Below are 23,583 nucleotides of genomic sequence, written 5' to 3' on the forward strand. Positions count from 1 at the left end.
CGCGAGGTGGGCGGCCGCCGTCGTGCGTCACGGGCAGGGTGTGATCGACTCGACCCCGGGTCCGAGGAGCGACGTGCTGCCGTGCAGCCGGAGCACGCTCCCCGGCTCCGGCGCGCTCAGCGCGGCTGCCAGACGTCGCGGGACGCAGTCGCGGGGCAGGACCACGACGCTCGAGCCGAGGTGTGCGCCCGCGGTCAGGGCGGGCAGTGCGTCCGCCGGCACGGCCGGAACCCCGATGACGCCCCCCAGGTGGGGTTCGACCGCGGTCACGGAGGTCTCGTAGAGGTTCGGACCGGTGATCCGTCGCGCCACGACGGCGCCGGTGCGTGCGGTGAGATCCTCGAGGAACGCCTCCCCGATCGCTTCCTCGTCGCCGACGACGGTGACCGTCCCCGCCCTCGCCGTGCGAAGCCGACTGACGAGCTCCTCGCGCGCGGTCGGTGCGGAACCGTCGACCAGGATCGCGGAGGCTCGGCTCCCGATCCCGGCGACGACAGATGCCACCAGGGCGTCGCCCGGCGCGTCGACCGAGGCAAGGACCACCCGGTCGGAGAGCCCCACCGAGCTGGCGACCGCGAGAGACGCGGACTCCGGGTCCGCCCCCGTCACACGTCGCGCCCCCCAGACGAGCGTGCCGAGCTCGTTCAGCACGGCGTCGGAGACCTCGTCCGTCCCGCCGACGACGACGACGTGCGACGCGCCGAGGCGGATGATCTCGTCCCTGACGACCGCCGGGAGGGAATCGCGCGGGACGGCGAAGAGCGGGCCCGGGTACGCCGCGGCCGCTGCCGGCGCACTGAGGGCTGCCGCCGTCGGTTGCTCTCCCACCACGTGGACGACTCGGGCCCCGTGGGGAAGTACCTGCGCGAGACCGCGACGGCGTCGGCATAGCGGTCGCCGAGGGAGTAGCGCTCCACGATCGTGGGGATCCGGGGCGACGGGACGGTACCGGTACGAGGATCGAGGAGCGCCGGCCCGCTCCCGCACTGCTCCAGGCGCCCCACAGCCGGGTCGAGCGCGCCCGCTCCACCGAGAAGCGTCACCCGGGACGTGCGGAGCGTCCGCAGGGACCCGACGGACGGAACGCTCAGGCACGTGGGCGGCGTCACGAGGAGCGGGGCGCCCACCGCACCCGCGAGGGCCGCACCGCTCAGCGCGTCGGCGAACTGCGTACCGGTCGCGACGAAGGCTCGTGGCGCCTCGGCGAAGCCCCACGCGCTGATTCGGGCCGAGGTGTCGTAGCGGTCCTTGCCCCCGACTCGTCCGACGGCCGAGTAGCGGGTCAGCAGCAAGGTGTCCTCGATCTGCTTTCCGAGCGCCCCGATACCGCCCACCAGGACGACCTTGGTCACGTGCGTCGCGTCCAGCAACCCGTCCGCGGCAGCGGTCAACGGTGCCTCACCGTCGACGAGGAGCACGAATCCCCCGTTCGCTCCCGCGACGGCAGCGGCAGACAGCGCATCCGCGTAGCCGCGACCCGTCGCGAGGAACGCGACGCGGGAGTAGCCGGGGTCGGAGATCGCCGCCCCGAAGGCGTCGAGCACGACGGCCCGGGACGTCTCGTATCGGTCCTGGCCGGACACCCGGTCGGTCGGCGCGATGCCGTCGAGCTGCACCTGCACCCGTTGCGCCACTGCGCCGTAGCCGCCGACGACGACGATCCGTTGTGGACGCAACCGGCGCACCTCGTCCACCACCCGGCTCGGCGCCTGGCTCGGAGGGGTCAGGAGGAGAGGGCCACCCCTGTAGGCGGCCGCCGGGCCGGCGCTGAGCGCGTCGGCGTAGGAGAGCCCGCTCGCGACGTACACCACGGGGACGCCCGGTTCATACTCCTGCGCCAGGCGCAGCGCCGTCTCGTAGCGGTCGGCTCCGGAGAGCCGGTCAACCGTCACGGGTGCGGACACCTCGCCGAGGTTCGGCCCCACGGACGGCGTGCCCGTCGTGGGCGCTGCGAGCGACGTCACGAGGAACGTCGCCACGGCCAGCACGGCGCCCGTCCTCCACCGACGTGGTCGACGGTCGCTCATCAGCACCGCTCCAGCCGGGCCACCGCGTCGGACAGGGCACCCGGGCCGCCGAGCAGGTGCACACGTCCGGCCGCGGACTCGTTCATCGCGTCGAGCGTCCTGCCCGGCACGCATCGCGCGGGGACGACGTACAAGGGCTCACGCCGGAGACCCGCGACCGCAGCGCCGGCGAGCGCGTCGGGGAAGTCGGCGCCCGTCGCGAGGTTCACCGCCGGAGGGGACCAGAGGCCCTCGTCCTGCCACGCGCCGAAGTAGGCGTCGTTGAGCGCCACCGCTGTGCCGTACCGGTCGGTCCCGCCCAGGCGCTCCGTGCCGACGACCCCGGGCACGCGTCCCGCGGACCTCTCGAGCCCCGTGCTCACCGCACCCGACCCACCGACGACCGTGACACCACGCACCCCGAGAGACCGGAACGTCCGTGCCGCCTCCGGCGCGAGGCTCGCCGCGTTCCCCGGGACGAGGACGACCGGGACGCCTGCCGCCCCCGCCGCGGCACCTGCGGCGAGCGCGTCGGGGAAGGAGCGCCCGTCCGCGACCACCACGGCCCCCACCGAGTGCCCGAAGGCGCTCTCGGCGACCTTGCGTGACGTCTCGTACCGGTCGGCACCGGCGAGCGTGAGGATCTGGGGCAGCCCCGCCTCTGGCCGCAGCGCCCAGAGCTCGCTCTGCACCTCGGCGGACACCGCTCCCGCACCTCCGACGACCACGATGCGCTCGGGCTGCAGGCGGACGATCTCCGCGCGCACGGCCGGGGGGATCGTGGCGTTCGGGACGAGCAGGAGCGCGCCACCCTCGGCCGCGGCGGCGGGGGCGGCCGACAGCGCGTCGGCGAAGCCCGTACCGGAGGCCAGGTACAGGACAGGGATGCCCGGCGCGAGCGAGCTGGTCGCCGCGACCGCGGTCGTATACCGGTTCGCCCCTGCCATCCGCACGACCTCGACCGTGGACGGGCTCCCCGGCGAAGGTGCCGAACCGGCCGGTCCGGTGCGGACGGACGCCGTGCTCGAGGACGGCGCGACGCCGGTCGCGCCCCGGAACACGGCACTGACGGTCCGTGCCGGGTCGGCGGTGACCGACCAGAGGCGTGTCGTCACCGTCCCGTCACGCAACGGGAGCACCGCCGCTCGCTCGCCGTCGACCAGGAGGACGACCTCGCCCTCGGCCCGCCCGTCGGCTGCGCTCACGTCGACGCGGACCGGCAGCGCCTCGGCGCCCGGCCACGACTCCGGCGCGGTGAGCGTCGTCGTGGTCGGGGCCGCGACGATCGCCGCCGAGGTGTCGCCGCCTGCGGAGACCCCGGCGAACGTGGCCCCCTCCGGCGCGGCAGGGACCCGTGTCTGCCCGGCGTCCTCCCGTCCCCAGGCGTGCACCGACCCGTCCGAGGCGAGCGCGACGGCGTGGTCCCGGCCGGCGTCGAGATCCACGAAGACCTCGCCCGGAGGGGGCGCGGGGGCGTCGAGCTGGCCGTAGGTGTTGCGGCCCCAGCCGACGATCGTCCCGTCGTCGAGGAGGCCGAGCGAGAACCCGGAACCCGCCGCGACGTCGGCGAACCGCGTGCCGTCGGGAGGGCGCGGCACGTCCGTCGCACCGTCCGCGGGGTCGCCCCAGGCCTGCACCGTCCCGTCCGAGGTCACGAGGAGCGCGTGCCCCGCACCCGCCGCGACGGAGAGGACCGAGGCACCCGCGGGGATCGCGGGCGGGGTGGCGATCGCGCCACCTGCCGGTGCGTCCACGACGACGTCGCCGGTCCCGTCAAGCCTCTCGGTGCGCGCCACCGTGAACCCGCCGCCCGCCGACACGTCGGTCACCACCGCCTGGTAGGAGAGACCGTGAAAGGGCTGACGACCGAGATCGCGGGGCCCGAAGAGGAGTGTGTCGAAGTGCTCGCCCCGTCGGCGGACCCAGGCCGTGTGGTCCTCACCCGCCGCGACGTCCTGCGTGGGGCCCTGGTACCGGGTCGCCATCCCCACCCTGGTCGCGTCGTCTCCGTAGCCGAGCAACAGCCCGTCGGACCGGACGAGCGCGACGTGTCGGCCCCCGACGGCGACGTCGACGTAGCGCTGACCCGCCGGCAGGGCGGGAGGGAGCTCGCCGTCAGGACGAGCACCCCAGACCACCACGCCCTCCGCGTCCGGTCGCAGCACATCGGTCGGGGACGGGCTCGGCGTGCTCCGTGGCTGGTCCGACGTCAGCGTGAGCACCAGGCTCTCGACGGCGCCGAGACCCCAGTTCTGCGCAGCGACCTCGTAGACGTACGCGCCGGGGAGCGGTCGTTCAGGGACGGTGTAGCGGAACAACGGCAGGCCCCACGTCCGCAGCTCGCCGGTCGTCGTGACCACGAACCCGTGGCTCCCCGTCGCGGCCACCGCGGCGGCACGCTCCCCCGGGGGCAGCACCGGTGCCGCGGCGGAGGAACCACAGCCACGAGCGACGATCGTGCCGTCCGCCCGCAGCGCGAACGAGACGTCGAGCCCGGCCGCCAGCGCGACGTACGGCGAGGACGACGGCGCGGGGACGTCGCCCTCGCCGCAGTACCGCTCGCCCCAGCTCACGACGCGACCGTCGGACCGCAGCGCGACGAAGTGGAACTCCCCGCCCGCGAGGGCGACGTAGCGCACCCCGTCCGGCAGCGCGGGCACCGCCGAAGGGTCCGCGCCCCACGCCACGATCGTCCCGTCGCTGCGCAGGGCTGCCATGCTCCTGTACGTGGCGGCGACGTCCGCGTACCAGACGCCCTCCGGCAGGGCCGGGACCGCGGCCTCGCCGGCCGGCGCATCCCCCGTCACGCGCACGTCACCGGCGGTCGTCAGGAAGTACGCGAGCCCGTGCTCACCCGCACCGACGGCCGCGAACCGGTGACCGTCGGGCAGCGACGGCACCTCGACCCGCTCACCGTCGTACGCGCCCCAGGCCACGGCCTGACCGTCGCTGCGCAGCGCGAGGCCGAACCCGTGGCCGACGGCGGCGTCCACGAAGTCGAGCCCTTCGGGAAGCGGCGGGACGTCGAGCTCGCCCGACGTCCGACGTTCCGGGTCGCCCCACGCCTGCAGGCGCCCGCCGGAGAGCGTCGGCACCGGGACGACGTCCGTGGCCGGTGCGGCGACGGCCGTCATCGCCGGGCCGGGGACGAGCCCGATCGCGAGGACCGCCGCCACCGCGAGCGCCGTCAGGCGTCGGTGCCTCGAGGTGCGGTTCTGGGAGCTCTGCGCGCTCGTTCGGTCGGTGTGCTCGTGCGCGCCAGTGCTCACGGGTCCCCCTCCTGGTCAGGTGGGGGAAACGTAGGGCACCCGAGGCTCCCGGAGCAACCGCCCGGGACGCGGCGGACGGCTACGGTCGGCCCGCGTACGGCATCGCGTCGGCCCAGCGCATCGCGACCTCGTGCACGGGGCTGCCGGGCTGCCGAGCCTCGATCATCATCCCGCCGCCGGTGTACATCGCGACGTGGCGGATGGTCGACGGGTTGGACGTGTCGTTGGCGTAGAAGATGAGGTCGCCCGGGCGGAGGCGGTCGTAGGAGATCTTCTGCACGCGCTGATACTGCGAGCGCGACGTCCGGGTGATGTCGACGCCCGCGGCGGCCCACGCGCGGGACGTGAGGCCCGAGCAGTCGTAGCCCGGCCCGGTGCCGCCGAACACGTACGGCGCGCCGATCTTCGTGCGCGCCCACGCGACGGCGGCCTGGCCCTGGGCGCCGTTCCCCACGCCCGTGCCGGGCGGCGGCGTGACCACGGGCGGCGGGGCGGGGGCGGGCGGAGGCGCCGGAGCCGGGGCAGGCGCTGGGGCGGGAGCCGGTGCCGGGACGGGAGCGGGGGCCGGAGCCGGCGCCGGGGCGGGAGCCGGGCCCTGCGGGGCCGGGGCGGACGGCGCGGCGGGGGCGGACGGCGCCGCCGCCGGCGTCCCCGCAGCGGGCGGCGCGACCCGCTCCCGGGCCGCGCTCTCGCGCGCGCTCGCGGCCTGCGCGTCGAGCGCGTCCTGGCGCTCCCGCTCGACGTCGACGCTCGTGGCCCGTGCCTGCGCGAGCTCGGCGAGCAGCGTCTCCCGGCGCGCCGCCGACTCCTGCACGGCCTCGTCGAGCGCCCCGGAGGAGACCTGGGCGGCGGCCAGCGCGTCGCGCGCGCGGTCCTCGACCTCGGCCTGGTGCGCGAGCGCCGCGTCCGCCCGCGCGCGGGCCGTGCCGGCGACGGCGCGCGCCGTCGCGTGCGTCTCGACCGCACGTCCGGCGGTGCGGCCCGCGACGCGCTCGGCGTTCTCGCGCGCGACGACCTGCTCGACTCCGTCCGCGTCCAGGACCGTCCGCAGGGCGTCGAGCTCCGTCGAGCCCTGGCGTGACGCGCGGAAGAGGGCGCCGACGGAGGCCCGCGCGTCGGACTCGCCCGACCGGGCCGTCGCGAGCGCCGCCTGGGCGTCGCGCACCTCCGCGTCGGCGGCTTCGAGCTCGCCCTGCGCCGCGGCGTACTCCTCCGCCGCCGTCTCGACGGCCGCGACCGCGGACGCGTGCCGGTCGCGCAGCGCCGCGAGCTCGCGCTCGACCGTCGCCACGTCCCGTGACGCGCCGTCGGCGGCCTCGCGCGCGGCGCGCACGTCGTCGTCCGACGGCGCGGACGACGCGGTCGGAGCGAGGCCGACGCCGAGCGCGAGCACGAGCGCTCCGGCGGCCCCCGCCGCGGCGACGCGACGGCGCGGCGCGCTCCGGGTCACGCGGTTCATCAACTCCTCCTCGGCGTGTCTCGTTGACAGCACTCGCACGAGTCTGCCCGGAACGTCCGCTCCGCGCGATCCGAGCGGCCGGACCCTTCTCACAATGTGGTCTCGCATGGTGAGAAGGGCCTACCGGGTCGCCGACGACGCGCCTAGCCTCGGCCTCATGTCCCGTCGAATGTGTCGCTGACCCGAGCGCACGTTCGCCTGCCCGCGAGCCGTCGTCGACGACGCCCTCGCCGCGGCATCCCGTCCCGCGTGCGCCTCTCGCCGCGGTCGACGACCTCGTCCCGCCGCACCCGCCCCGGTGCACCCGCACGCCGCCGTCCCACCTCACCCGCAGGAGAGCAACCATGAGCACCGACAACGCCCCCGCCTGGTCCTTCGAGACGCGCCAGGTCCACGCCGGCCAGACCGCCGACCCGACGACCGGCGCCCGCGCGCTCCCGATCTACCAGACCACGTCGTTCGTCTTCCCGGACGCCTCGGTCGCGGCCGACCGGTTCGCGCTCAAGGACCTCGGCCCGATCTACACGCGCATCGGCAACCCGACGCAGGAGGTCGTGGAGAACCGCATCGCCTCGCTCGAGGGCGGCGTCGGCGCGCTGCTCCTCGCGTCCGGGCAGGCCGCGACGACGTTCGCGATCCTCAACGTCGCCGAGGCGGGCGACCACGTCGTCGCCTCCCCGAGCCTGTACGGCGGCACCTACAACCTCCTGCAGTACTCGCTCGCCAAGCTCGGGGTCGAGACGACGTTCGTCGCCGACCCGCACGACCCGCAGGCCTGGCGCGACGCCGTGCGCCCGAACACGAAGCTGTTCTTCGGCGAGACGATCCCGAACCCGCAGGCCGACGTCCTCGACATCGAGGCCGTCGCGGCGGTCGCGCACGAGGTCGGCGTCCCGCTGATCGTCGACAACACGGTCGCCACGCCCTACCTGCTGCGCCCGCTCGAGCACGGGGCGGACGTCGTCGTGCACTCCGCGACGAAGTACCTCGGCGGCCACGGCTCCGCGATCGGCGGCGTGATCGTCGACGGCGGCACGTTCGACTACGCGGCGCACCCGGAGCGGTTCCCGAACTACAACACGCCCGACCCCTCGTACAACGGACTCGTCTACGCGCGCGACCTCGGCGTGGGCGGCATCCTCGGTGCCAACCTCGCGTACGTGCTCAAGGCGCGCGTCCAGCTCCTGCGCGACCTGGGCTCGGCCATCTCTCCGTTCAACGCGTTCCTCATCGCGCAGGGCATCGAGACGCTGTCCCTGCGCGTCGAGCGCCACGTCGCCAACGCGCAGAAGGTCGCCGAGTGGCTCGAGGCGCGCGACGACGTCCGGACCGTCCACTACGCGGGCCTGCCCTCGAGCCCGTGGCACGCGAACGCGCAGAAGTACCTGCCGCGCGGCGCGGGCGCGGTCCTCGCGTTCGAGCTCGACGGCGGCAGCGACGCCGGGCAGGCGTTCGTCTCCGCGCTGCAGCTCCACTCGAACGTGGCGAACATCGGCGACGTCCGGTCGCTCGTCATCCACCCGGCGTCGACGACGCACGCCCAGCTCAGCCCCGAGGAGCAGGCGAAGTCCGGCGTGACGCCGGGCCTGGTCCGCCTCGCGGTGGGCATCGAGCACGTCGACGACATCCTCGCCGACCTCGAGCTCGGGTTCACCGCCGCCAAGTCGGCGCTGGGCTCCTGACCGGCCGACGACGGGCGCGACGATGACGGATCTGGACAGCCGGGGCGCCCTGGGCGCCCCGGCCGTACAGTGGCCGACGGTGACCCCGGTGAACGACGAGCTCCTCTCCCCCGCCCCCGACGCCCGCTCCGGCGCGCGGCCGGGCGACTCGTCGACGCACGGCGTGGCGCCGTCGCGCGCGCGGGTGAAGGCCCCGGTCCCGGCGACCGGAGCGTGGCGCGAGGGCGACCCGGCGGGCCGGCGACGCTTCGCCGACGTCGGCACGTTCGACCTCGAGTCCGGCGCCCGCCTGCCCGACGTCCGGGTCGCGTACGAGACGTGGGGCACGCTCGCGCCCGACGGGTCGAACGCCGTCCTCGTGCTGCACGCCCTCACCGGCGACTCGCACGTGAGCGGTCCCGCCGGCCCGGGGCACGTCACCGCGGGCTGGTGGGAGTCGCTCGTGGGGCCCGGCGCCCCGATCGACACCGACCGCTGGTTCGTCGTCGCGCCCAACGTGCTCGGCGGCTGCCAGGGCACCACGGGACCGGCGTCGACCGCGCCCGACGGCCGTCCCTGGGGCAGCCGGTTCCCGCGCGTCACGACGCGCGACCAGGTCGCGGTCGAGATCGAGCTCGCCCGGACGCTCGGCATCACGTCGTGGGCGTTCGTCGTCGGCGCCTCGATGGGCGGGCACCGCGTGCTGGAGTGGGCGCTGCTCGGGCCCGAGGCGGGGGTCGACGTCGTCTCGCTCGCCGCGATCGCGACCGCCGCCCAGACCACGGGCGACCAGATCGCCTGGGCCCACCCGCAGCTCGGCGCCGTCCGCGCGGACCCGGGCTTCCGCGGCGGCGACTACTACGACGCCGCGGACGGCGACGGCCCGCACGTCGGGCTCGGCATCGCCCGGCAGATCGCGCACGCCACCTACCGGTCCGCGCGCGAGCTCGACGACCGCTTCGGCCGGCTGCCGCAGGGCGGCGAGGACCCGTTCACCGACGGCCGCTACGCCGTGCAGTCCTACCTCGACCACCACGGGGACAAGCTCGCGCGGCGGTTCGACGCGAACTCGTACGTCGTGCTCACCGAGTCGATGCTCACGCACGACCTCGGGCGCGACCGCGGCGGCGTCGAGGCGGCGCTCGCGCAGATCACCGCGCACGCGCTCGTCGTCGCCGTCGACACCGACCGGCTGTTCCTCCCCGCCGACTGCGCGCGCATCGCCGCCGGCATCCCCGGCGCCGAGCCCCTGCGGACGCTCACGAGCGACTTCGGGCACGACGGCTTCCTCATCGAGTTCGACCAGCTCGGACCGATCGTCGCCGACTTCCTCGGCGAGCGGGCGCGCGTGCGCGACTGACCCGCTCGTCGTCGGGGCAGGTCCGGGGGGCTCCCCCGGGCGGGCCCCGTGGTCGGAGCACGGGCCGGACCGTAGGTTGGTCCCATGCTCGCCGCCTACGCCGACCGCACCGACCCCGACGATCCCCTGGCCGGCCTCGTCGTCGGGGACCGCCCCGAGCCCGCGTCCCGCGAGCACTGGACCACGGTCGACGTGCGCGCCGCGTCGCTCAACCACCACGATCTCTGGTCGCTGCGCGGCGTCGGGCTGCCCGCCGACCGCCTGCCCATGATCCTCGGGACCGACGCCGCCGGCGTCGCCCCCGACGGCTCCGAGGTCGTCGTGCACGCCGTCGTCGGCGCGGACGGGCACGGCGTCGGGCCCACCGAGCGTCGATCTCTGCTGTCCGAGCGGTACCCCGGCACCCTCGCGGAGCGCGTCGCCGTCCCGAGCCACAACCTCGTCCTCAAGCCGCCCGAGCTGACCTTCGTCGAGGCCGCGTGCGTCCCGACGGCGTGGCTCACCGCCTATCGCATGCTCTTCACCGCCGGTGGCGCCGCCCCCGGCGACCGTGTCCTCGTGCAGGGCGCGGGCGGCGGGGTCGCGACGGCGGCCGTCGCGCTCGGCGCCGCCGCGGGGCTCGAGACGTGGGTGACGTCCCGCTCCGCGGCGAAGCGGGCCGGAGCGGCCCGCCTCGGGGCGGCGGCGACGTTCGAGCCCGGCGCCCGCCTGCCCGCGCCCGTCGACGTCGTCGCCGAGACGGTCGGGCAGGCCACGTGGAGCCACTCGCTGCGGTCGGTGCGGCCGGGCGGCACCGTCGTCGTGGCGGGGGCGACGAGCGGCGACGCGTCGCCCGCCGAGCTCACACGCGTCTTCTTCCACGAGATCCGCGTGCAGGGCGTGACCATGGGCTCGCGCGACGACCTCGCCGCGCTCCTGCGGTTCCTCGCGCGCAGCGAGGTGCGTCCCGTCGTCGACCAGGTGCTCCCCCTCGCCCGCGCCCGCGGCGGCCTCGCGCGGCTCGCGGCCGGCGACCACTTCGGCAAGGTGGTGCTCACGCCGTGACGTCCCCGGCCTGGGCCCCCGACGTGCTCGGGGCAGGGTTCGAGCAGCGCACCGTCGAGCTGGAGCCCGACGACGAGGGCGACGTCGTCGTCACGGTCGTCCGGCACGTCCCGCCGACGGACGAGCCCGTGCGCCCCGCGCGCGCGGTGCTCTACCTGCACGGCTGGAGCGACTACTTCTTCCAGACCGAGCTCGCCCAGACCTGGCACGGCCTCGGCGCCGCGTTCTACGCCGTCGACCTGCGCAAGTACGGTCGCAGCCTGCGTCCGCACCAGACCCCCGGGTACGCGGACCACCTCGAAGAGTACGACGCCGACATCGCCGCCGCGCTGGACGTCGTGCGGGAGGACCTCGGAGCGCACGTCGCGATCATGCTCATGGGGCACTCGACCGGCGGTCTCGTCGCGGCGCTGTGGGCGCACCGGCACCCCGGCGTCGTGCGCGGCCTGGTGCTCAACAGCCCGTGGCTGGAGCTGCAGGGCTCGTCGGTGGCGCGGACCGTCTCCGGCCCCGCGATCCGCCAGCTCGCCCGCTTCCAGCCCCGTGCCCCGCTCCCTAACGTCGATCCCGGCTACTACGCCCGGACGCTCCGGGACCGCGAGGACGGCACGTGGACCATCGACGACGCGTGGCGTCCGGTCCCGTCGTTCCCCGTCCGCGCGGGATGGCTGCGCGCGATCATCTCGGGCCACGCGCGCGTCGCCGCCGGCCTGGCGATCGACTGCCCCGTGCTCGTGCTCCTCGCCGAGAGGTCGCTGTTCAGCACGCGGTGGACGGAAGAGATGCGCGCCGCCGACATCGTGCTCGACGTCGAGCCGCTCGCCCGCCGGGCCTCGCACCTGGGTCGCGTCGTCACCCTGGTCCGTATCCCCGGCGGCATGCACGACCTGTCGCTCTCGGCGCCGGAACCCCGGGCACGCTTCTTCGCAGAGATCGTCCGCTGGTCGGCCGGGTACGGCTGGTCCTGAGGACTCCTCGGCCGCTCTCGCGTCCCGGTGCGACCGTCCGTGGGGCCGACGACGGCCCCGGACGTGCCGGCCCCGGCGCGTCCGTCGCGTGGTGTGGGGGTATGCGGATATGCCGAAGGCCCACCCCGTGTGGGGTGGGCCTTCGGTGAAGGGTTGTCCGGCGGCGTCCTACTCTCCCACCCCGTCTCCAGGGCAGTACCATCGGCGCTGAAGGGCTTAGCTTCCGGGTTCGGTATGGGACCGGGCGTTTCCCCTTCGCTGTGACCGCCGTAACTCTGTTGAACCGTGTCAACACCTGGGGCACCCCGTGCGGGGGTGTGGTGTTGGTGGTTCGGGAACCGCACAGTGGACGCGTAGCAAAGTGTTTGGTGTTGAAGTTGTCGGCTGATTAGTACCGGTCAGCTGCACGGGTCTTTCGTCCCCGCTTCCACGTCCGGCCTATCGACCCAGTGTTCTGCTGGGTGCCTCTCACCCCGTAGGGTATGGAAACCTCATCTTGAAGCAGGCTTCCCGCTTAGATGCTTTCAGCGGTTATCCCTTCCGAACGTAGCCAACCAGCGGTGCTCCTGGCGGAACAACTGGCACACCAGAGGTTCGTCCGTCCCGGTCCTCTCGTACTAGGGACAGCCCTTCTCAAGTTTCCTGCGCGCGCAGCGGATAGGGACCGAACTGTCTCACGACGTTCTAAACCCAGCTCGCGTACCGCTTTAATGGGCGAACAGCCCAACCCTTGGGACCTACTCCAGCCCCAGGATGCGACGAGCCGACATCGAGGTGCCAAACCATGCCGTCGATATGGACTCTTGGGCAAGATCAGCCTGTTATCCCCGGGGTACCTTTTATCCGTTGAGCGACGGCGCTTCCACAAGCCACCGCCGGATCACTAGTTCCGACTTTCGTCCCTGCTCGACCTGTCAGTCTCACAGTCAAGCTCCCTTGTGCACTTGCACTCGACACCTGATTGCCAACCAGGCTGAGGGAACCTTTGAGCGCCTCCGTTACATTTTAGGAGGCAACCGCCCCAGTTAAACTACCCACCAGGCACTGTCCCTGGTCCGGATCACGGACCGAGGTTAGACATCCGAAGCGGCCAGAGTGGTATTTCAACGTTGACTCCACCCGCACTGGCGTACGGGCTTCACGGTCTCCCACCTATCCTACACAAGCCGCACCGAACACCAATACCAAGCTATAGTAAAGGTCCCGGGGTCTTTCCGTCCTGCTGCGCGTAACGAGCATCTTTACTCGTAGTGCAATTTCGCCGAGTTCGCGGTTGAGACAGCGGAGAAGTCGTTACGCCATTCGTGCAGGTCGGAACTTACCCGACAAGGAATTTCGCTACCTTAGGATGGTTATAGTTACCACCGCCGTTTACTGGGGCTTAAATTCTGAGCTTCACCCCGAAGGGTTGACCCGTCCTCTTAACCTTCCAGCACCGGGCAGGCGTCAGTCCGTATACATCGTCTTGCGACTTCGCACGGACCTGTGTTTTTAGTAAACAGTCGCTTCTCCCTGGTCTCTGCGGCCGTCCACGCTCCCACCGCGAGGGTGTTCACGCTTCGGGCCCCCCTTCTCCCGAAGTTACGGGGGCATTTTGCCGAGTTCCTTAACCACGATTCTCTCGATCGCCTTAGTATTCTCTACCTGACCACCTGAGTCGGTTTGGGGTACGGGCGGCTAGAACCTCGCGCCGAGGCTTTTCTTGGCAGCATAGGATCACCCAGTTCGCGCTTGTGCGCTCACCGTCAGCTCTCAACCTGTGTGTCGGGCGGATTTGCCTACCCGACGGCCTACAGCCTTGGACGTGGTCTACCATCGCCACGCCGGGCTACCTTCCTGCGTCACCCCTGTTAATACGCTTACCTACTACCGGATTGGGTCCCGCGCGCCCCTGCCCGGTGACCCCGAAGGGTCGATGGGCAGGTTTGGGCGGTCAGCATCACCGGGCTCGGTATGGGCGGTTCTTCGCCGGTAGGAGAATATCAACTCCTTGTCCATCGACTACGCCTGTCGGCCTCGCCTTAGGTCCCGACTTACCCAGGGCGGATTAACCTGGCCCTGGAACCCTTGGTCATTCGGCGGACGGGTTTCTCACCCGTCTTTCGCTACTCATGCCTGCATTCTCACTCGTGTGGGCTCCACCGCTGGGTTCCCCCGCGGCTTCACCGCCCACACGACGCTCCCCTACCCACCTGCGCCTCTGGACCACGAAGGCCTGAGTTGAGCGCAGATGCCACGGCTTCGGCGGTGTACTTGAGCCCCGCTACATTGTCGGCGCGGAATCACTTGACCAGTGAGCTATTACGCACTCTTTCAAGGGTGGCTGCTTCTAAGCCAACCTCCTGGTTGTCTGTGCAACTCCACATCCTTTCCCACTTAGCACACGCTTAGGGGCCTTAGCCGGTGGTCTGGGCTGTTTCCCTCTCGACTACGGAGCTTATCCCCCGCAGTCTCACTGCCACGCTTTCACTTACCGGCATTCGGAGTTTGGCTGACGTCAGTAACCTTGTAGGGCCCATCGGCCATCCAGTAGCTCTACCTCCGGCAAGAAACACGTGACGCTGCACCTAAATGCATTTCGGGGAGAACCAGCTATCACGAAGTTTGATTGGCCTTTCACCCCTAACCACAGGTCATCCCCCAGGTTTTCAACCCTGGTGGGTTCGGTCCTCCACGCGGTCTTACCCGCGCTTCAACCTGCCCATGGCTAGATCACTTCGCTTCGGGTCTAGACCCAGCGACTATGGGCGCCCTGTTCGGACTCGCTTTCGCTACGGCTTCCCCACACGGGTTAACCTCGCCACTGAGCACTAACTCGCAGGCTCATTCTTCAAAAGGCACGCTGTCACCCCAGCCAAGGAGGCTCCAACGGATTGTAGGCACACGGTTTCAGGTACTATTTCACTCCCCTCCCGGGGTACTTTTCACCTTTCCCTCACGGTACTGGTCCGCTATCGGTCACTAGGTAGTATTTAGGCTTAGCAAGTGGTCTTGCCAGATTCACACGAGATTTCTCGGGCCCCGTGCTACTTGGGATCCCCTTCGGGAGGCCGCACCATTTCGTCTACCGGACTCGCACCGTCTGTGGTCCGCCTTTCAATGCGGTTCGACTATGACACGGCTTTCTTACTCCCCGGTGGACTGTCAGATCCACCAGAAGGGTCCCACAACCCCGAACACGCAACGCCTGACAGCTTGAACACGCGCCCGGTTTGGCCTCATCCGCTTTCGCTCGCCACTACTCACGGAATATCTCTTCCTGTCGGTACTGAGATGTTTCACTTCCCGACGTTCCCTCCACACACCCTATATATTCAGGTGCGGGTCACACGACATGACTCGTGCGGGGTTCCCCCATTCGGAAACCCTCGGATCACAGCTCGTTTGCCAGCTCCCCGAGGCTTATCGCAGGCTACCACGTCCTTCTTCGGCTCCTAGTGCCAAGGCATCCACCCTGTGCCCTTAAAAACTTCAACAAAAACAACAAAACTGCAGAGAACCAAGAACCACACCCCAAAGGGTGCGTCTTGATCTTTACAAAGATGCTCGCGTCCACTGTGCAGTTCTCAAACAACCAACGACCCCGACCCCACCAGACCCGCCTACCCCACCCACACCCTCAGACAAGAGCGCAGACGAAGCGGTTCGTGGTCCAAGGACCGGCCCGTACCAGGCACCCCACCAACCGGTGGCCGGTGACCTGAGGACCCAACAGTGTGCTCGACAAGCCCCCCAGGTCCCACCCGCGATGTTCCACCACCACCCACACCAACCCCCGAAGAGGCACGTGCGAGCCGGCAGGTACTGACACCAGCAAGACCAAGAAAGCTCTTTCGTCAATGTTCCACCCATGAGCAACCACCCACCACACGGACGGCGATGGCGTGGCACCTGAACCACCCACCCACCAGCAAACACCAGCGGACGAGGGTTGGTAGCTCCTTAGAAAGGAGGTGATCCAGCCGCACCTTCCGGTACGGCTACCTTGTTACGACTTAGTCCCAATCGCCAGTCCCACCTTCGACCACTCCCCCGCGAACGGTTGGGCCATGGGCTTCGGGTGTTACCGACTTTCGTGACTTGACGGGCGGTGTGTACAAGGCCCGGGAACGTATTCACCGCAGCGTTGCTGATCTGCGATTACTAGCGACTCCGACTTCATGGGGTCGAGTTGCAGACCCCAATCCGAACTGAGACCGGCTTTTTGGGATTCGCTCCACCTTACGGTATCGCAGCCCTTTGTACCGGCCATTGTAGCATGCGTGAAGCCCAAGACATAAGGGGCATGATGATTTGACGTCATCCCCACCTTCCTCCGAGTTGACCCCGGCAGTCTCCCATGAGTCCCCGGCATAACCCGCTGGCAACATGGGACGAGGGTTGCGCTCGTTGCGGGACTTAACCCAACATCTCACGACACGAGCTGACGACAACCATGCACCACCTGTGCACGAGTGTCCAAAGAGACCACCATCTCTGGTGGCTTCTCGTGCATGTCAAGCCTTGGTAAGGTTCTTCGCGTTGCATCGAATTAATCCGCATGCTCCGCCGCTTGTGCGGGCCCCCGTCAATTCCTTTGAGTTTTAGCCTTGCGGCCGTACTCCCCAGGCGGGGCACTTAATGCGTTTGCTGCGGCACGGAACTCGTGGAATGAGCCCCACACCTAGTGCCCAACGTTTACGGCATGGACTACCAGGGTATCTAATCCTGTTCGCTCCCCATGCTTTCGCTCCTCAGCGTCAGTTGCGGCCCAGAGACCTGCCTTCGCCATCGGTGTTCCTCCTGATATCTGCGCATTCCACCGCTACACCAGGAATTCCAGTCTCCCCTACCGCACTCTAGTCTGCCCGTACCCGATGCAAGCTCGAGGTTGAGCCTCGAGTTTTCACACCAGACGCGACAAACCGCCTACGAGCTCTTTACGCCCAATAATTCCGGACAACGCTTGCGCCCTACGTATTACCGCGGCTGCTGGCACGTAGTTAGCCGGCGCTTCTTCTGCAGGTACCGTCACTTGCGCTTCTTCCCTGCTGAAAGAGGTTTACAACCCGAAGGCCTTCATCCCTCACGCGGCGTCGCTGCATCAGGCTTTCGCCCATTGTGCAATATTCCCCACTGCTGCCTCCCGTAGGAGTCTGGGCCGTGTCTCAGTCCCAGTGTGGCCGGTCGCCCTCTCAGGCCGGCTACCCGTCGTCGCCTTGGTAGGCCATCACCCCACCAACAAGCTGATAGGCCGCGAGCCCATCCCTGACCGAAAAACTTTCCAACCACCCCCATGCGAAGGCGGCTCATATCCGGTATTAGCCCCGGTTTCCCGGAGTTATCCCGAAGTCAAGGGCAGGTTACTCACGTGTTACTCACCCGTTCGCCACTAATCCGCCCAGCAAGCTGGGCATCATCGTTCGACTTGCATGTGTTAAGCACGCCGCCAGCGTTCGTCCTGAGCCAGGATCAAACTCTCCGTAAATGAACAACGCCCACCACCAGGACAAACCCGGCAGTGAACAATCCATACGAAGCGAACCCCAACAGGGTTCACAAAACTGGCATCAACACGAAAGATGACATCATCTTCCGAAATCAACCAAAGGAATCCCAGACACAACCAACCCAACCACCCGACGGGCAACCAGGCCAGCCATGCCACAGGGACAAAAAATTTGGCATTGACTAACAAGCACACTGTTGAGTTCTCAAACAACCGACACACACCGCCTCCGACCTCGTTCCCGAGGCCCTTGCGCGGGGCGCTTCCTTCGTTCTGAATCCTACCAGACCCGGCCGTTCGTCCCGGACCGGTGAAAACCGGATTTCCGTTCAGAAATGTACCTGATCCAGACACCCTCACCGCACTCACGGCGCAGCACTGTGCTCCGAGAAATCTGGTGGGAGTTTCGCCCGGGGGACCAGCCACTTCGCATCTGCTCCGAAGAGCTGTGCCGTGGTGTCTGTTCCTCCCTGCCGGGCGACCTCGAGAACATTACGGGGTCGCGGGCCAGGAGGTCAACTCGCTCCCTCGTGACCCGGCTCACCCCTCGCCGCCGCTCGCGCGCGCTCCCCCAGCACGCGTACGGCGTCGCGCAGCTCGGGCGGCCCGACGACGTCGAACGGCACGTCGAACATCGCGCACCGGGCCGCGAGCCCGCCCCAGGACCAGGAGCCCGTCGTCAGGCGGCACCGTCCCTCCCCCGCCGGCTCGACGATCGCGTCCGTGCCCGCCCAGCGCGCCACCGTCGCGGCGCCCGCGTGGAGCTCGACGGTGCCGCGTACCGGGTAGCTGGTGGTGGCGAACCGCTCCACGACGAACGTCGCGACGTCGGGCGCCGGCAGCCTGCGCGGCGTGAACCGTGCCCCGGTGCCCTCGCGCGGGACCATCCGGTCGACCCGGAACGTGCGCCAGTCCTCCCGGTCGAGGTCCCACGCGACGACGTACCACCGCCCGCCCCACGTCGCGAGGTGGTGCGGCTCCGCGCGCCGCGGGGCGCGGAACCCCGCGCCCTCCGGAGCACCCGGCGCGCGCAGCACCTCACCGGTGCCGCCGTCGTAGTCGAACCGGAGCACGCGTCGTTCGCTCGCCGCCGTCCCGACGGCGACGAGCACGTCGGGACGCACGGCGGGGAGCTCCTGCTCCCGGCGCCCCGGCACGGCGGTCACCTCCAGGGCGTCGATCCGCGTGCGCAGCCGCGCGGGCATCACCTGTCGGATGGTCGCGAGCGCCCGGGCCGCGGCGTCCTCGACGCCGGGCAGCGTGCCCGTGCGCAGGGCGACCGCGACGGCGACGGCCTGCTCGTCGTCGAACAGGAACGGCGGCACGTCCGCCCCGGCGTCGAGCCGGTACCCGCCGTCGGGGCCCTTGGTCGCGCGCACCGGGTAGCCCAGCGTGCGCAGCCGGTCCACGTCGCGCCGCACGGTGCGCGGGCTCACCTCCAGCCGCTCCGCCAGCGTGGCCCCCGGCCAGTCGCGGCGCGCCTGGAGCAGCGAGAGGAGCCGCAGCAGTCGTCCCGAGGTCTCGAGCATGGCTCCAGCGTCGCACGAGGTAGAGGACCGGACCTGTCCGCTACCCGGAGCAGAGTCGTTCCCGACGCACGCACCGCACCCAGGAGGAGCACCGTGATCCGGACCAGAGCACTGACCAAGGACTTCGCCGTCGGGCGGGACGAGAGCCGCACCGTGCACGCCGTGCGGGGCATCGACCTCGACGTCGCGCCGGGCGAGCTCGTCGCCGTCCTCGGCCCCAACGGGGCCGGCAAGACGACCACCCTGCGCATGCTCACCACGCTGACCCGGCCGACGTCGGGCACCGCCACCGTCGCGGGACACGACGTCGTCGCCGAGCCGGACGCCGTCCGCCACCGCATCGGGTACGTCGGGCAGGGCAACGGGGCCGGGCACGCGCAGCGGGCCGTCGACGAGCTCGCGAGCCAGGGCCGCATCCACGGCCTGGACCGCCGGACCGCCCGGCGACGCGCCGACGAGCTGCTCGACTCCCTCGAGCTCACGGCGCACGGCACCCGCAAGGTGTCCGACCTCTCCGGCGGGCAGCGCCGTCGGCTCGACGTCGCCATGGGCCTCGTGCACGCGCCGTCGCTCCTCTTCCTCGACGAGCCGTCCACGGGTCTCGACCCGCATAACCGCGCGAACCTGTGGGAGCACGTCCTGCGCATGCGCGACGGCGCCCGCGCGACGACGGGCGAGCCCATGACGATCGTCCTCACGACGCACTACCTCGACGAGGCCGACACCATGGCCGAGCGGGTCGTCGTCGTCGACCACGGGCGCGTCATCGCGGACGACACGGCCGCGAACCTCAAGGCCGAGCTCGCCGGGGACCGCGTCCTCGTGACGCTCGCGCCGTCGGGCGGTCGCGCGCACGACGACGCCGCCCACCTCACCGCGCTGGCCCGCCGCGTCGAGGGCTTCCGCGAGGTGGCCCGCACGCCCGAGGACGCGGGCGCCGTCGGGCCCGATGCCGGGCCCGACACCGGGCCGGAAGCCAGGCCCGGCAGTGCACCCGCGCTCGAGGTCCGCGCCGAGCGGGGCGACGCCTACCTGCCCCGGCTGCTGCGTGCGGCGGACGCCGCCGGGATCGCCGTCGACACCGCCCAGGTGCGCCGGCCCACGCTCGACGACGTCTTCCTCGCCCTCACCGGGCGCAGCCTGCGCGAGGCGGGCGCCACCACGGGCGCCGACGCCCACCCCACGGAGAGGACTGCAGCATGAGCACCGTCACCACGACCCCGACCACCCCGCGCACGGCACCGAGCCACGCGTACGCCCCGCGCCGCGGCCTCGCCGCCTTCGCGCGCGACACCGGCATCGTGCTCGTGCGCGAGCTGCGGCCCGTGCTGCACGACCCGTTCTCCGTGCTCTTCGGGCTCGTCCAGCCGATCGTCTTCCTCGCGCTGTTCGGACCGCTCCTCGTCGGGTCGCTCGGCGGCACGACGACCGGCCAGGAGGTCCTGGGCGGCAACGTCTGGCAGTGGTTCGTGCCGTCGATCCTCGTCATGACGACGCTGTTCGGGACGTCCACGACGGGCGCGAACCTCCTCGTCGAGCTGCAGACGGGGGCGCACGAGCGGATGCTCGTCGCGCCGCTGTCGCGCGCGTCGCTCCTCGTCGGGCGCGCGCTCAAGGAGATGGTCCCGATCGTCGCGCAGTCCGTCGTCGTGGTGCTCGTCATGCTGCCGTTCGGCTTCGAGCTGCACCCCGCCGGCGCCGTCGTGGGGCTGGTGCTGCTCGCCGTCTTCGGCGTGGGGATCGGCTCCCTCAGCTACGCGCTCGCGCTCGCCGTCCGCAAGCAGGACTGGATGTTCTGGGTCGTGCAGCAGACGCTCGTCTTCCCGCTCATGATCCTGTCCGGCATGCTCCTGCCGCTCGAGACCGGACCCCGCTGGATGCAGGTCGCGTCCGACGTCAACCCGCTGCGCTACGTGGTCGACGCCGAGCGGGCGCTCTTCGCGGGCGACCTCACGGCGTCCGCCGTCGCGTGGGGGTGGGTCGCCGCCGTCGGGGCGGCCGCCGTCGGGCTCGCCGTCGGGATCCGGACCATGGTGCGGACGACCGACTGAGCACGGGCGCGCGTCAGGCCCGGGCCAGCTCCACGGCCCGGGCCACCGCGCTCCCCGGGCTCGTCAGCACCCGGACGGGCACGTCGGCGAGCAGCCGGGCAGCGGGCGCCATGCTCGCCTGCGCGAGCACGACCACGTCGGGCCTGCGGCGTACGACGGCGTCCCGCACCGCGTCGGCGACGGCCCGGTGTTACGCCGCGAGGTCGCCGGCCTCGAACGCCGCCCAGGCGTCGCCGCAGACGACCGGCTCCAGCTCGACCTGCGTCCCCGCGCGGCGGGCCGCGGCGGCGAGGAGCTCCGTCGTCGGGGCCACCGTCGAGGCGAGCGCGACGACCACGGCTACCCGGCCGCCGTCGCGCACCGCCTCCGCCGCGAGCGGCGCGTCCACCCGCACCACGGGGACCGCGGACGACCCCCGACCGGCGCTCTCCGCGACCGGCCCCAGCGTCGAGCACGTGCACACGACCACCGACGCGCCCGCCGCGACGAGCGCCTCGACGTGGGCTCGCACCCGCGCGGCGACGGGCACGCCCCCGCGCGCGGCGTCGAGCAGGGGAACGTCCACGCGGTGCGTGTGGCCCTCCCCCGGCGCGACCTCGTCGACGAGCGCACCGAACGTCACGACGTGGACCTCCGCCGTGTGCAGGAACCCGATCACGCGTGCCTCCGGTCGTCGTCGTGCGGTCCCGGGGCGCCGGGGCGAGATGCGAGAAGTGGCCCCTGCGGCGAGTCCGCCAGGGGCCACTTCTCCCGTCTCACGCCAGGAGCGGTCCCGGGCCGCGGGCTCAGGCGGTGTGCTCGCGAAAGGCGTCGGTGAGGGTGGGGCCGTCGTCGGTGCCCAGGCGCCAGACGCTCCAGCCGTCGGCGGTGTGGGTGCCGGAGACCGCGACCGCGGCGAGGTCCGGGTGGCGGAACCGGGCGCCGTCGGACAGCTCGATGAAGCCGTCGGGCTGGAGCACCGCCTCGAAGCGCTGCCCGCGCCGGGGTCGCGACCAGACGAGCTGGCGCGGGGCGCCGAACGCGCGGGCGAGCGCGACGAGGTCCGGGTCGTCCTCGGGGCCGAGCGGCAGGTCGGCCGCGGGCGGGGACGGCACCGGCGCGACGTCGCGGCTCGGCGACGGGAGGTCCGACCCCGTGCCGAGGTCGACGGGCGGGTGGTACGACAGCGGGTCGTACGGGCGCTCCTGCGCCGGGCTGCGCTGGTCGCCGTACTCGTGCGTGAGGTACGACTCGCGCGTCCGGATCGACTCCCGGGTACGGATCGACTCGCGCGTGAGGATCGAGGTGCGCGGGGCCGGTGCCTCGTCGGCGCTCTCGACCGGGCGGCGGTCGGCCCAGGCCGTCGGCGCGGGCTCGGGCGCCGTGCGCGCGGTGAGCGGGTCGTCCAGCGGGACGAAGTCGAGCACGGGCGGCTCGGCGCGGCGCGGCTCGCCCGTCGCGGCGAGGGGCGCGAGCTGGCCCGTCTCGTCGGCCGACGACGGCGCGACGCCGTAGGTGGTGCGGGGCTCGAGCTCGGCGGCCCGGCGGCGCTCCGCCCGGGACCTCGCGGCCTGACGCGTCACCACGGGAAACTTGCCGGTCAGGGCTCGGCCCACGGCGACGCCGTCCGCGAAGTCGGAACCGGGGGCGACGGCACGGCCCCGCGGGGGCTCGGGTGCCGCGGGTGGCGCGGGGTTGTCGCGCGTCATCGCGAGCGGGGACACGTCGACGAAGCGACGGCCGTCGGCCCCGTGGACCACGCCGAGGCGCAGCACCGCGACCGGCGAGCCGGGCTGGCGCAGGAAGTCGAGCGCGTCCTGGATGCCGGGCGCGGCGCTCGAGCAGATGACGATGAGGCGCGCGCCCGTGGCGCGCGCGGTCGCCTGCGAGCGCGTGAGGGGCACGTTGTCGTAGAACGCGGCGACGTCCTGCTGGAAGCGCGACGCGCCGCCCGTGTAGCGCGCGGCAAGCTCGGCGCGCGTGAGGCGACCGGCACGGCCCGCGTGGTTGAGCGCCGCGGTCAGGGCCTCCTCGGTGAGCTCGGCCGTGACCTCGATGACGACCGGGAGCCCCGCCGCGTCGAGCGCGAGGAGGTGCGGCTCGTCGTCGGACGTGCCCTGCGCGACCGGGAAGATCTGCTCGCCCAGCAGTCCCTCGAGGTTGCCGTCCACCACCCGCTGCGCGTCCGTCCCGAATGCTCCTGCCTGCTGGGGCGGCTGGACCAGTACGGGACGCTCGGCGTCCACCTCGAAGAGGGGCATCGGGGGTTCTCCTGCAGCAGCGGAAACGCGACCTGGGCGGGGGCGTATGCGCCATAGCCTACGGGGGCGGGTCAAGTCCCTCGAAGCGGGCGAACCGGTGCGCAAGAGCCGTCCGGCCCCGCCCTCCGGCCCGGGCGTCACCCGCCAGGTCAGGCGTGCCCGGTGTCCTCCGACTCGGCCGCGAGCCGCTCCTCGATGCGCTCGACCTTGCCCGTGAGCTCGCCCGTGCGACCCGGGCGGATGTCGGCCTTGAGGACCAGCGACACGCGGTGACCACCCGCGCCGACGGCCTCGGTCGCACGCTGGATCACGGGCATGACGACGTCCCAGTCACCCTCGATCTCGGTGAACATCGACGCGGTGCGGTTCGGCAGGCCCGACTCGCGGACGATGCGGACGGCCTCGGCGACGGAGTCCGCGACGGACTCGCCGGCACCGAGCGGGGCGACGGAGAAGGCGAAGACGGCCATGGGTCCATCGTGGCACGGCGCCGCGCCACGGGCCGGGG

General features: G+C 71.5%; 15 protein-coding genes and 3 rRNA genes. 6 read left to right on the forward strand and 12 right to left on the reverse strand.

Annotation, left to right across the window (positions count from 1 at the left end):
- Positions 1-27: 27 nt before the first annotated feature.
- From BJP59_RS14010 to BJP59_RS14025, 4 genes are all read right to left on the reverse strand, one after another.
- Complete coding sequence (locus tag BJP59_RS14010; protein WP_194521210.1) at positions 28-651, reverse strand: cell wall-binding repeat-containing protein; 624 nt, start codon at positions 649-651, stop codon at positions 28-30.
- Positions 645-1,988: a cell wall-binding repeat-containing protein gene (locus BJP59_RS14015; protein WP_194521211.1), complete on the reverse strand. Its 1,344-nt coding sequence runs from the start codon at positions 1,986-1,988 to the stop codon at positions 645-647. The genes BJP59_RS14010 and BJP59_RS14015 overlap by 7 nt, the downstream gene beginning before the upstream one ends.
- A 38-nt stretch (positions 1,989-2,026) precedes the next feature.
- Positions 2,027-5,275 (reverse strand): cell wall-binding repeat-containing protein, encoded by a 3,249-nt coding sequence (locus BJP59_RS14020; RefSeq protein ID WP_194521212.1) that lies wholly within the window; start codon positions 5,273-5,275, stop codon positions 2,027-2,029.
- A gap of 79 nt (positions 5,276-5,354) precedes the next feature.
- Positions 5,355-6,734, reverse strand: a complete 1,380-nt coding sequence (locus tag BJP59_RS14025; RefSeq protein ID WP_194521213.1) for a C40 family peptidase — start codon at positions 6,732-6,734, stop codon at positions 5,355-5,357.
- Between the two features lie 344 nt (positions 6,735-7,078).
- On the opposite strand from BJP59_RS14025, the gene BJP59_RS14030 reads away from it, so the two are divergent.
- From BJP59_RS14030 to BJP59_RS14045, 4 genes are all read left to right on the forward strand, one after another.
- Positions 7,079-8,416: a bifunctional o-acetylhomoserine/o-acetylserine sulfhydrylase gene (locus BJP59_RS14030; protein ID WP_194521214.1), complete on the forward strand. Its 1,338-nt coding sequence runs from the start codon at positions 7,079-7,081 to the stop codon at positions 8,414-8,416.
- Positions 8,417-8,504: 88 nt separating this feature from the next.
- Positions 8,505-9,755 carry a homoserine O-acetyltransferase MetX gene (metX, locus tag BJP59_RS14035; RefSeq protein WP_228485072.1) on the forward strand — a complete coding sequence of 417 codons (1,251 nt, stop codon included), beginning with the start codon at positions 8,505-8,507 and terminating at the stop codon, positions 9,753-9,755.
- A gap of 84 nt (positions 9,756-9,839) precedes the next feature.
- Complete coding sequence (locus tag BJP59_RS14040; protein ID WP_194521215.1) at positions 9,840-10,799, forward strand: zinc-binding dehydrogenase; 960 nt, start codon at positions 9,840-9,842, stop codon at positions 10,797-10,799.
- Positions 10,796-11,767: an alpha/beta hydrolase gene (locus BJP59_RS14045; RefSeq protein ID WP_194521216.1), complete on the forward strand. Its 972-nt coding sequence runs from the start codon at positions 10,796-10,798 to the stop codon at positions 11,765-11,767. Before BJP59_RS14040 ends, BJP59_RS14045 begins: the two co-directional genes overlap by 4 nt.
- A gap of 155 nt (positions 11,768-11,922) precedes the next feature.
- Here the strand turns inward: BJP59_RS14045 and rrf are convergent.
- The 4 genes from rrf to BJP59_RS14065 form a co-directional block, all read right to left on the reverse strand.
- A 5S ribosomal RNA gene (gene rrf, locus BJP59_RS14050) occupies positions 11,923-12,039 on the reverse strand.
- Positions 12,040-12,135: 96 nt separating this feature from the next.
- Positions 12,136-15,243: ribosomal RNA gene (locus tag BJP59_RS14055) — 23S ribosomal RNA — on the reverse strand.
- Between the two features lie 470 nt (positions 15,244-15,713).
- Positions 15,714-17,234 (reverse strand): 16S ribosomal RNA (locus tag BJP59_RS14060).
- Together the 16S, 23S and 5S rRNA genes form the textbook arrangement of a ribosomal RNA operon.
- Positions 17,235-17,770: 536 nt before the next feature.
- On the reverse strand, positions 17,771-18,784 hold the full coding sequence (locus BJP59_RS14065; protein WP_194521217.1) for a helix-turn-helix transcriptional regulator: 1,014 nt from the start codon (positions 18,782-18,784) through the stop codon (positions 17,771-17,773).
- A 93-nt stretch (positions 18,785-18,877) separates the two neighbouring features.
- Between BJP59_RS14065 and BJP59_RS14070 the strand changes: the two genes are divergently transcribed.
- Together BJP59_RS14070 and BJP59_RS14075 are read left to right on the forward strand one after the other, a co-directional pair.
- The gene (locus BJP59_RS14070) at positions 18,878-19,987 is read left to right on the forward strand and encodes an ATP-binding cassette domain-containing protein (protein WP_194521218.1); all 1,110 of its coding nucleotides are present in this window, start codon (positions 18,878-18,880) and stop codon (positions 19,985-19,987) included.
- Entirely contained in the window at positions 19,984-20,835 is an 852-nt protein-coding gene (locus tag BJP59_RS14075; RefSeq protein ID WP_194521219.1) for an ABC transporter permease, read from the forward strand. The genes BJP59_RS14070 and BJP59_RS14075 overlap by 4 nt, the downstream gene beginning before the upstream one ends.
- 13 nt (positions 20,836-20,848) lie before the next feature.
- On the opposite strand, the gene BJP59_RS20170 is transcribed toward BJP59_RS14075, so the two are convergent.
- The 4 genes from BJP59_RS20170 to BJP59_RS14090 all read right to left on the reverse strand — a co-directional run bounded on the left by BJP59_RS20170 (position 20,849) and on the right by BJP59_RS14090 (position 23,545).
- The gene (locus tag BJP59_RS20170; RefSeq protein ID WP_255541853.1) at positions 20,849-20,971 is read right to left on the reverse strand and encodes a hypothetical protein; all 123 of its coding nucleotides are present in this window, start codon (positions 20,969-20,971) and stop codon (positions 20,849-20,851) included.
- Between the two features lie 54 nt (positions 20,972-21,025).
- A complete protein-coding gene (locus BJP59_RS14080; protein ID WP_228485073.1) occupies positions 21,026-21,493 on the reverse strand; it encodes a hypothetical protein in 468 nt (155 codons plus the stop codon).
- 127 nt (positions 21,494-21,620) lie between these two features.
- Positions 21,621-23,075, reverse strand: a complete 1,455-nt coding sequence (locus BJP59_RS14085; RefSeq protein WP_194521220.1) for a hypothetical protein — start codon at positions 23,073-23,075, stop codon at positions 21,621-21,623.
- A gap of 149 nt (positions 23,076-23,224) precedes the next feature.
- Positions 23,225-23,545, reverse strand: coding sequence for an MTH1187 family thiamine-binding protein (locus BJP59_RS14090; RefSeq protein ID WP_194521221.1), 321 nt, complete (start codon positions 23,543-23,545; stop codon positions 23,225-23,227).
- Between the last annotated feature and the right edge of the window lie 38 nt (positions 23,546-23,583).

Source organism: Cellulosimicrobium sp. JZ28, from assembly GCF_015327065.1.
GTDB lineage: Bacteria > Actinomycetota > Actinomycetes > Actinomycetales > Cellulomonadaceae > Cellulosimicrobium > Cellulosimicrobium funkei.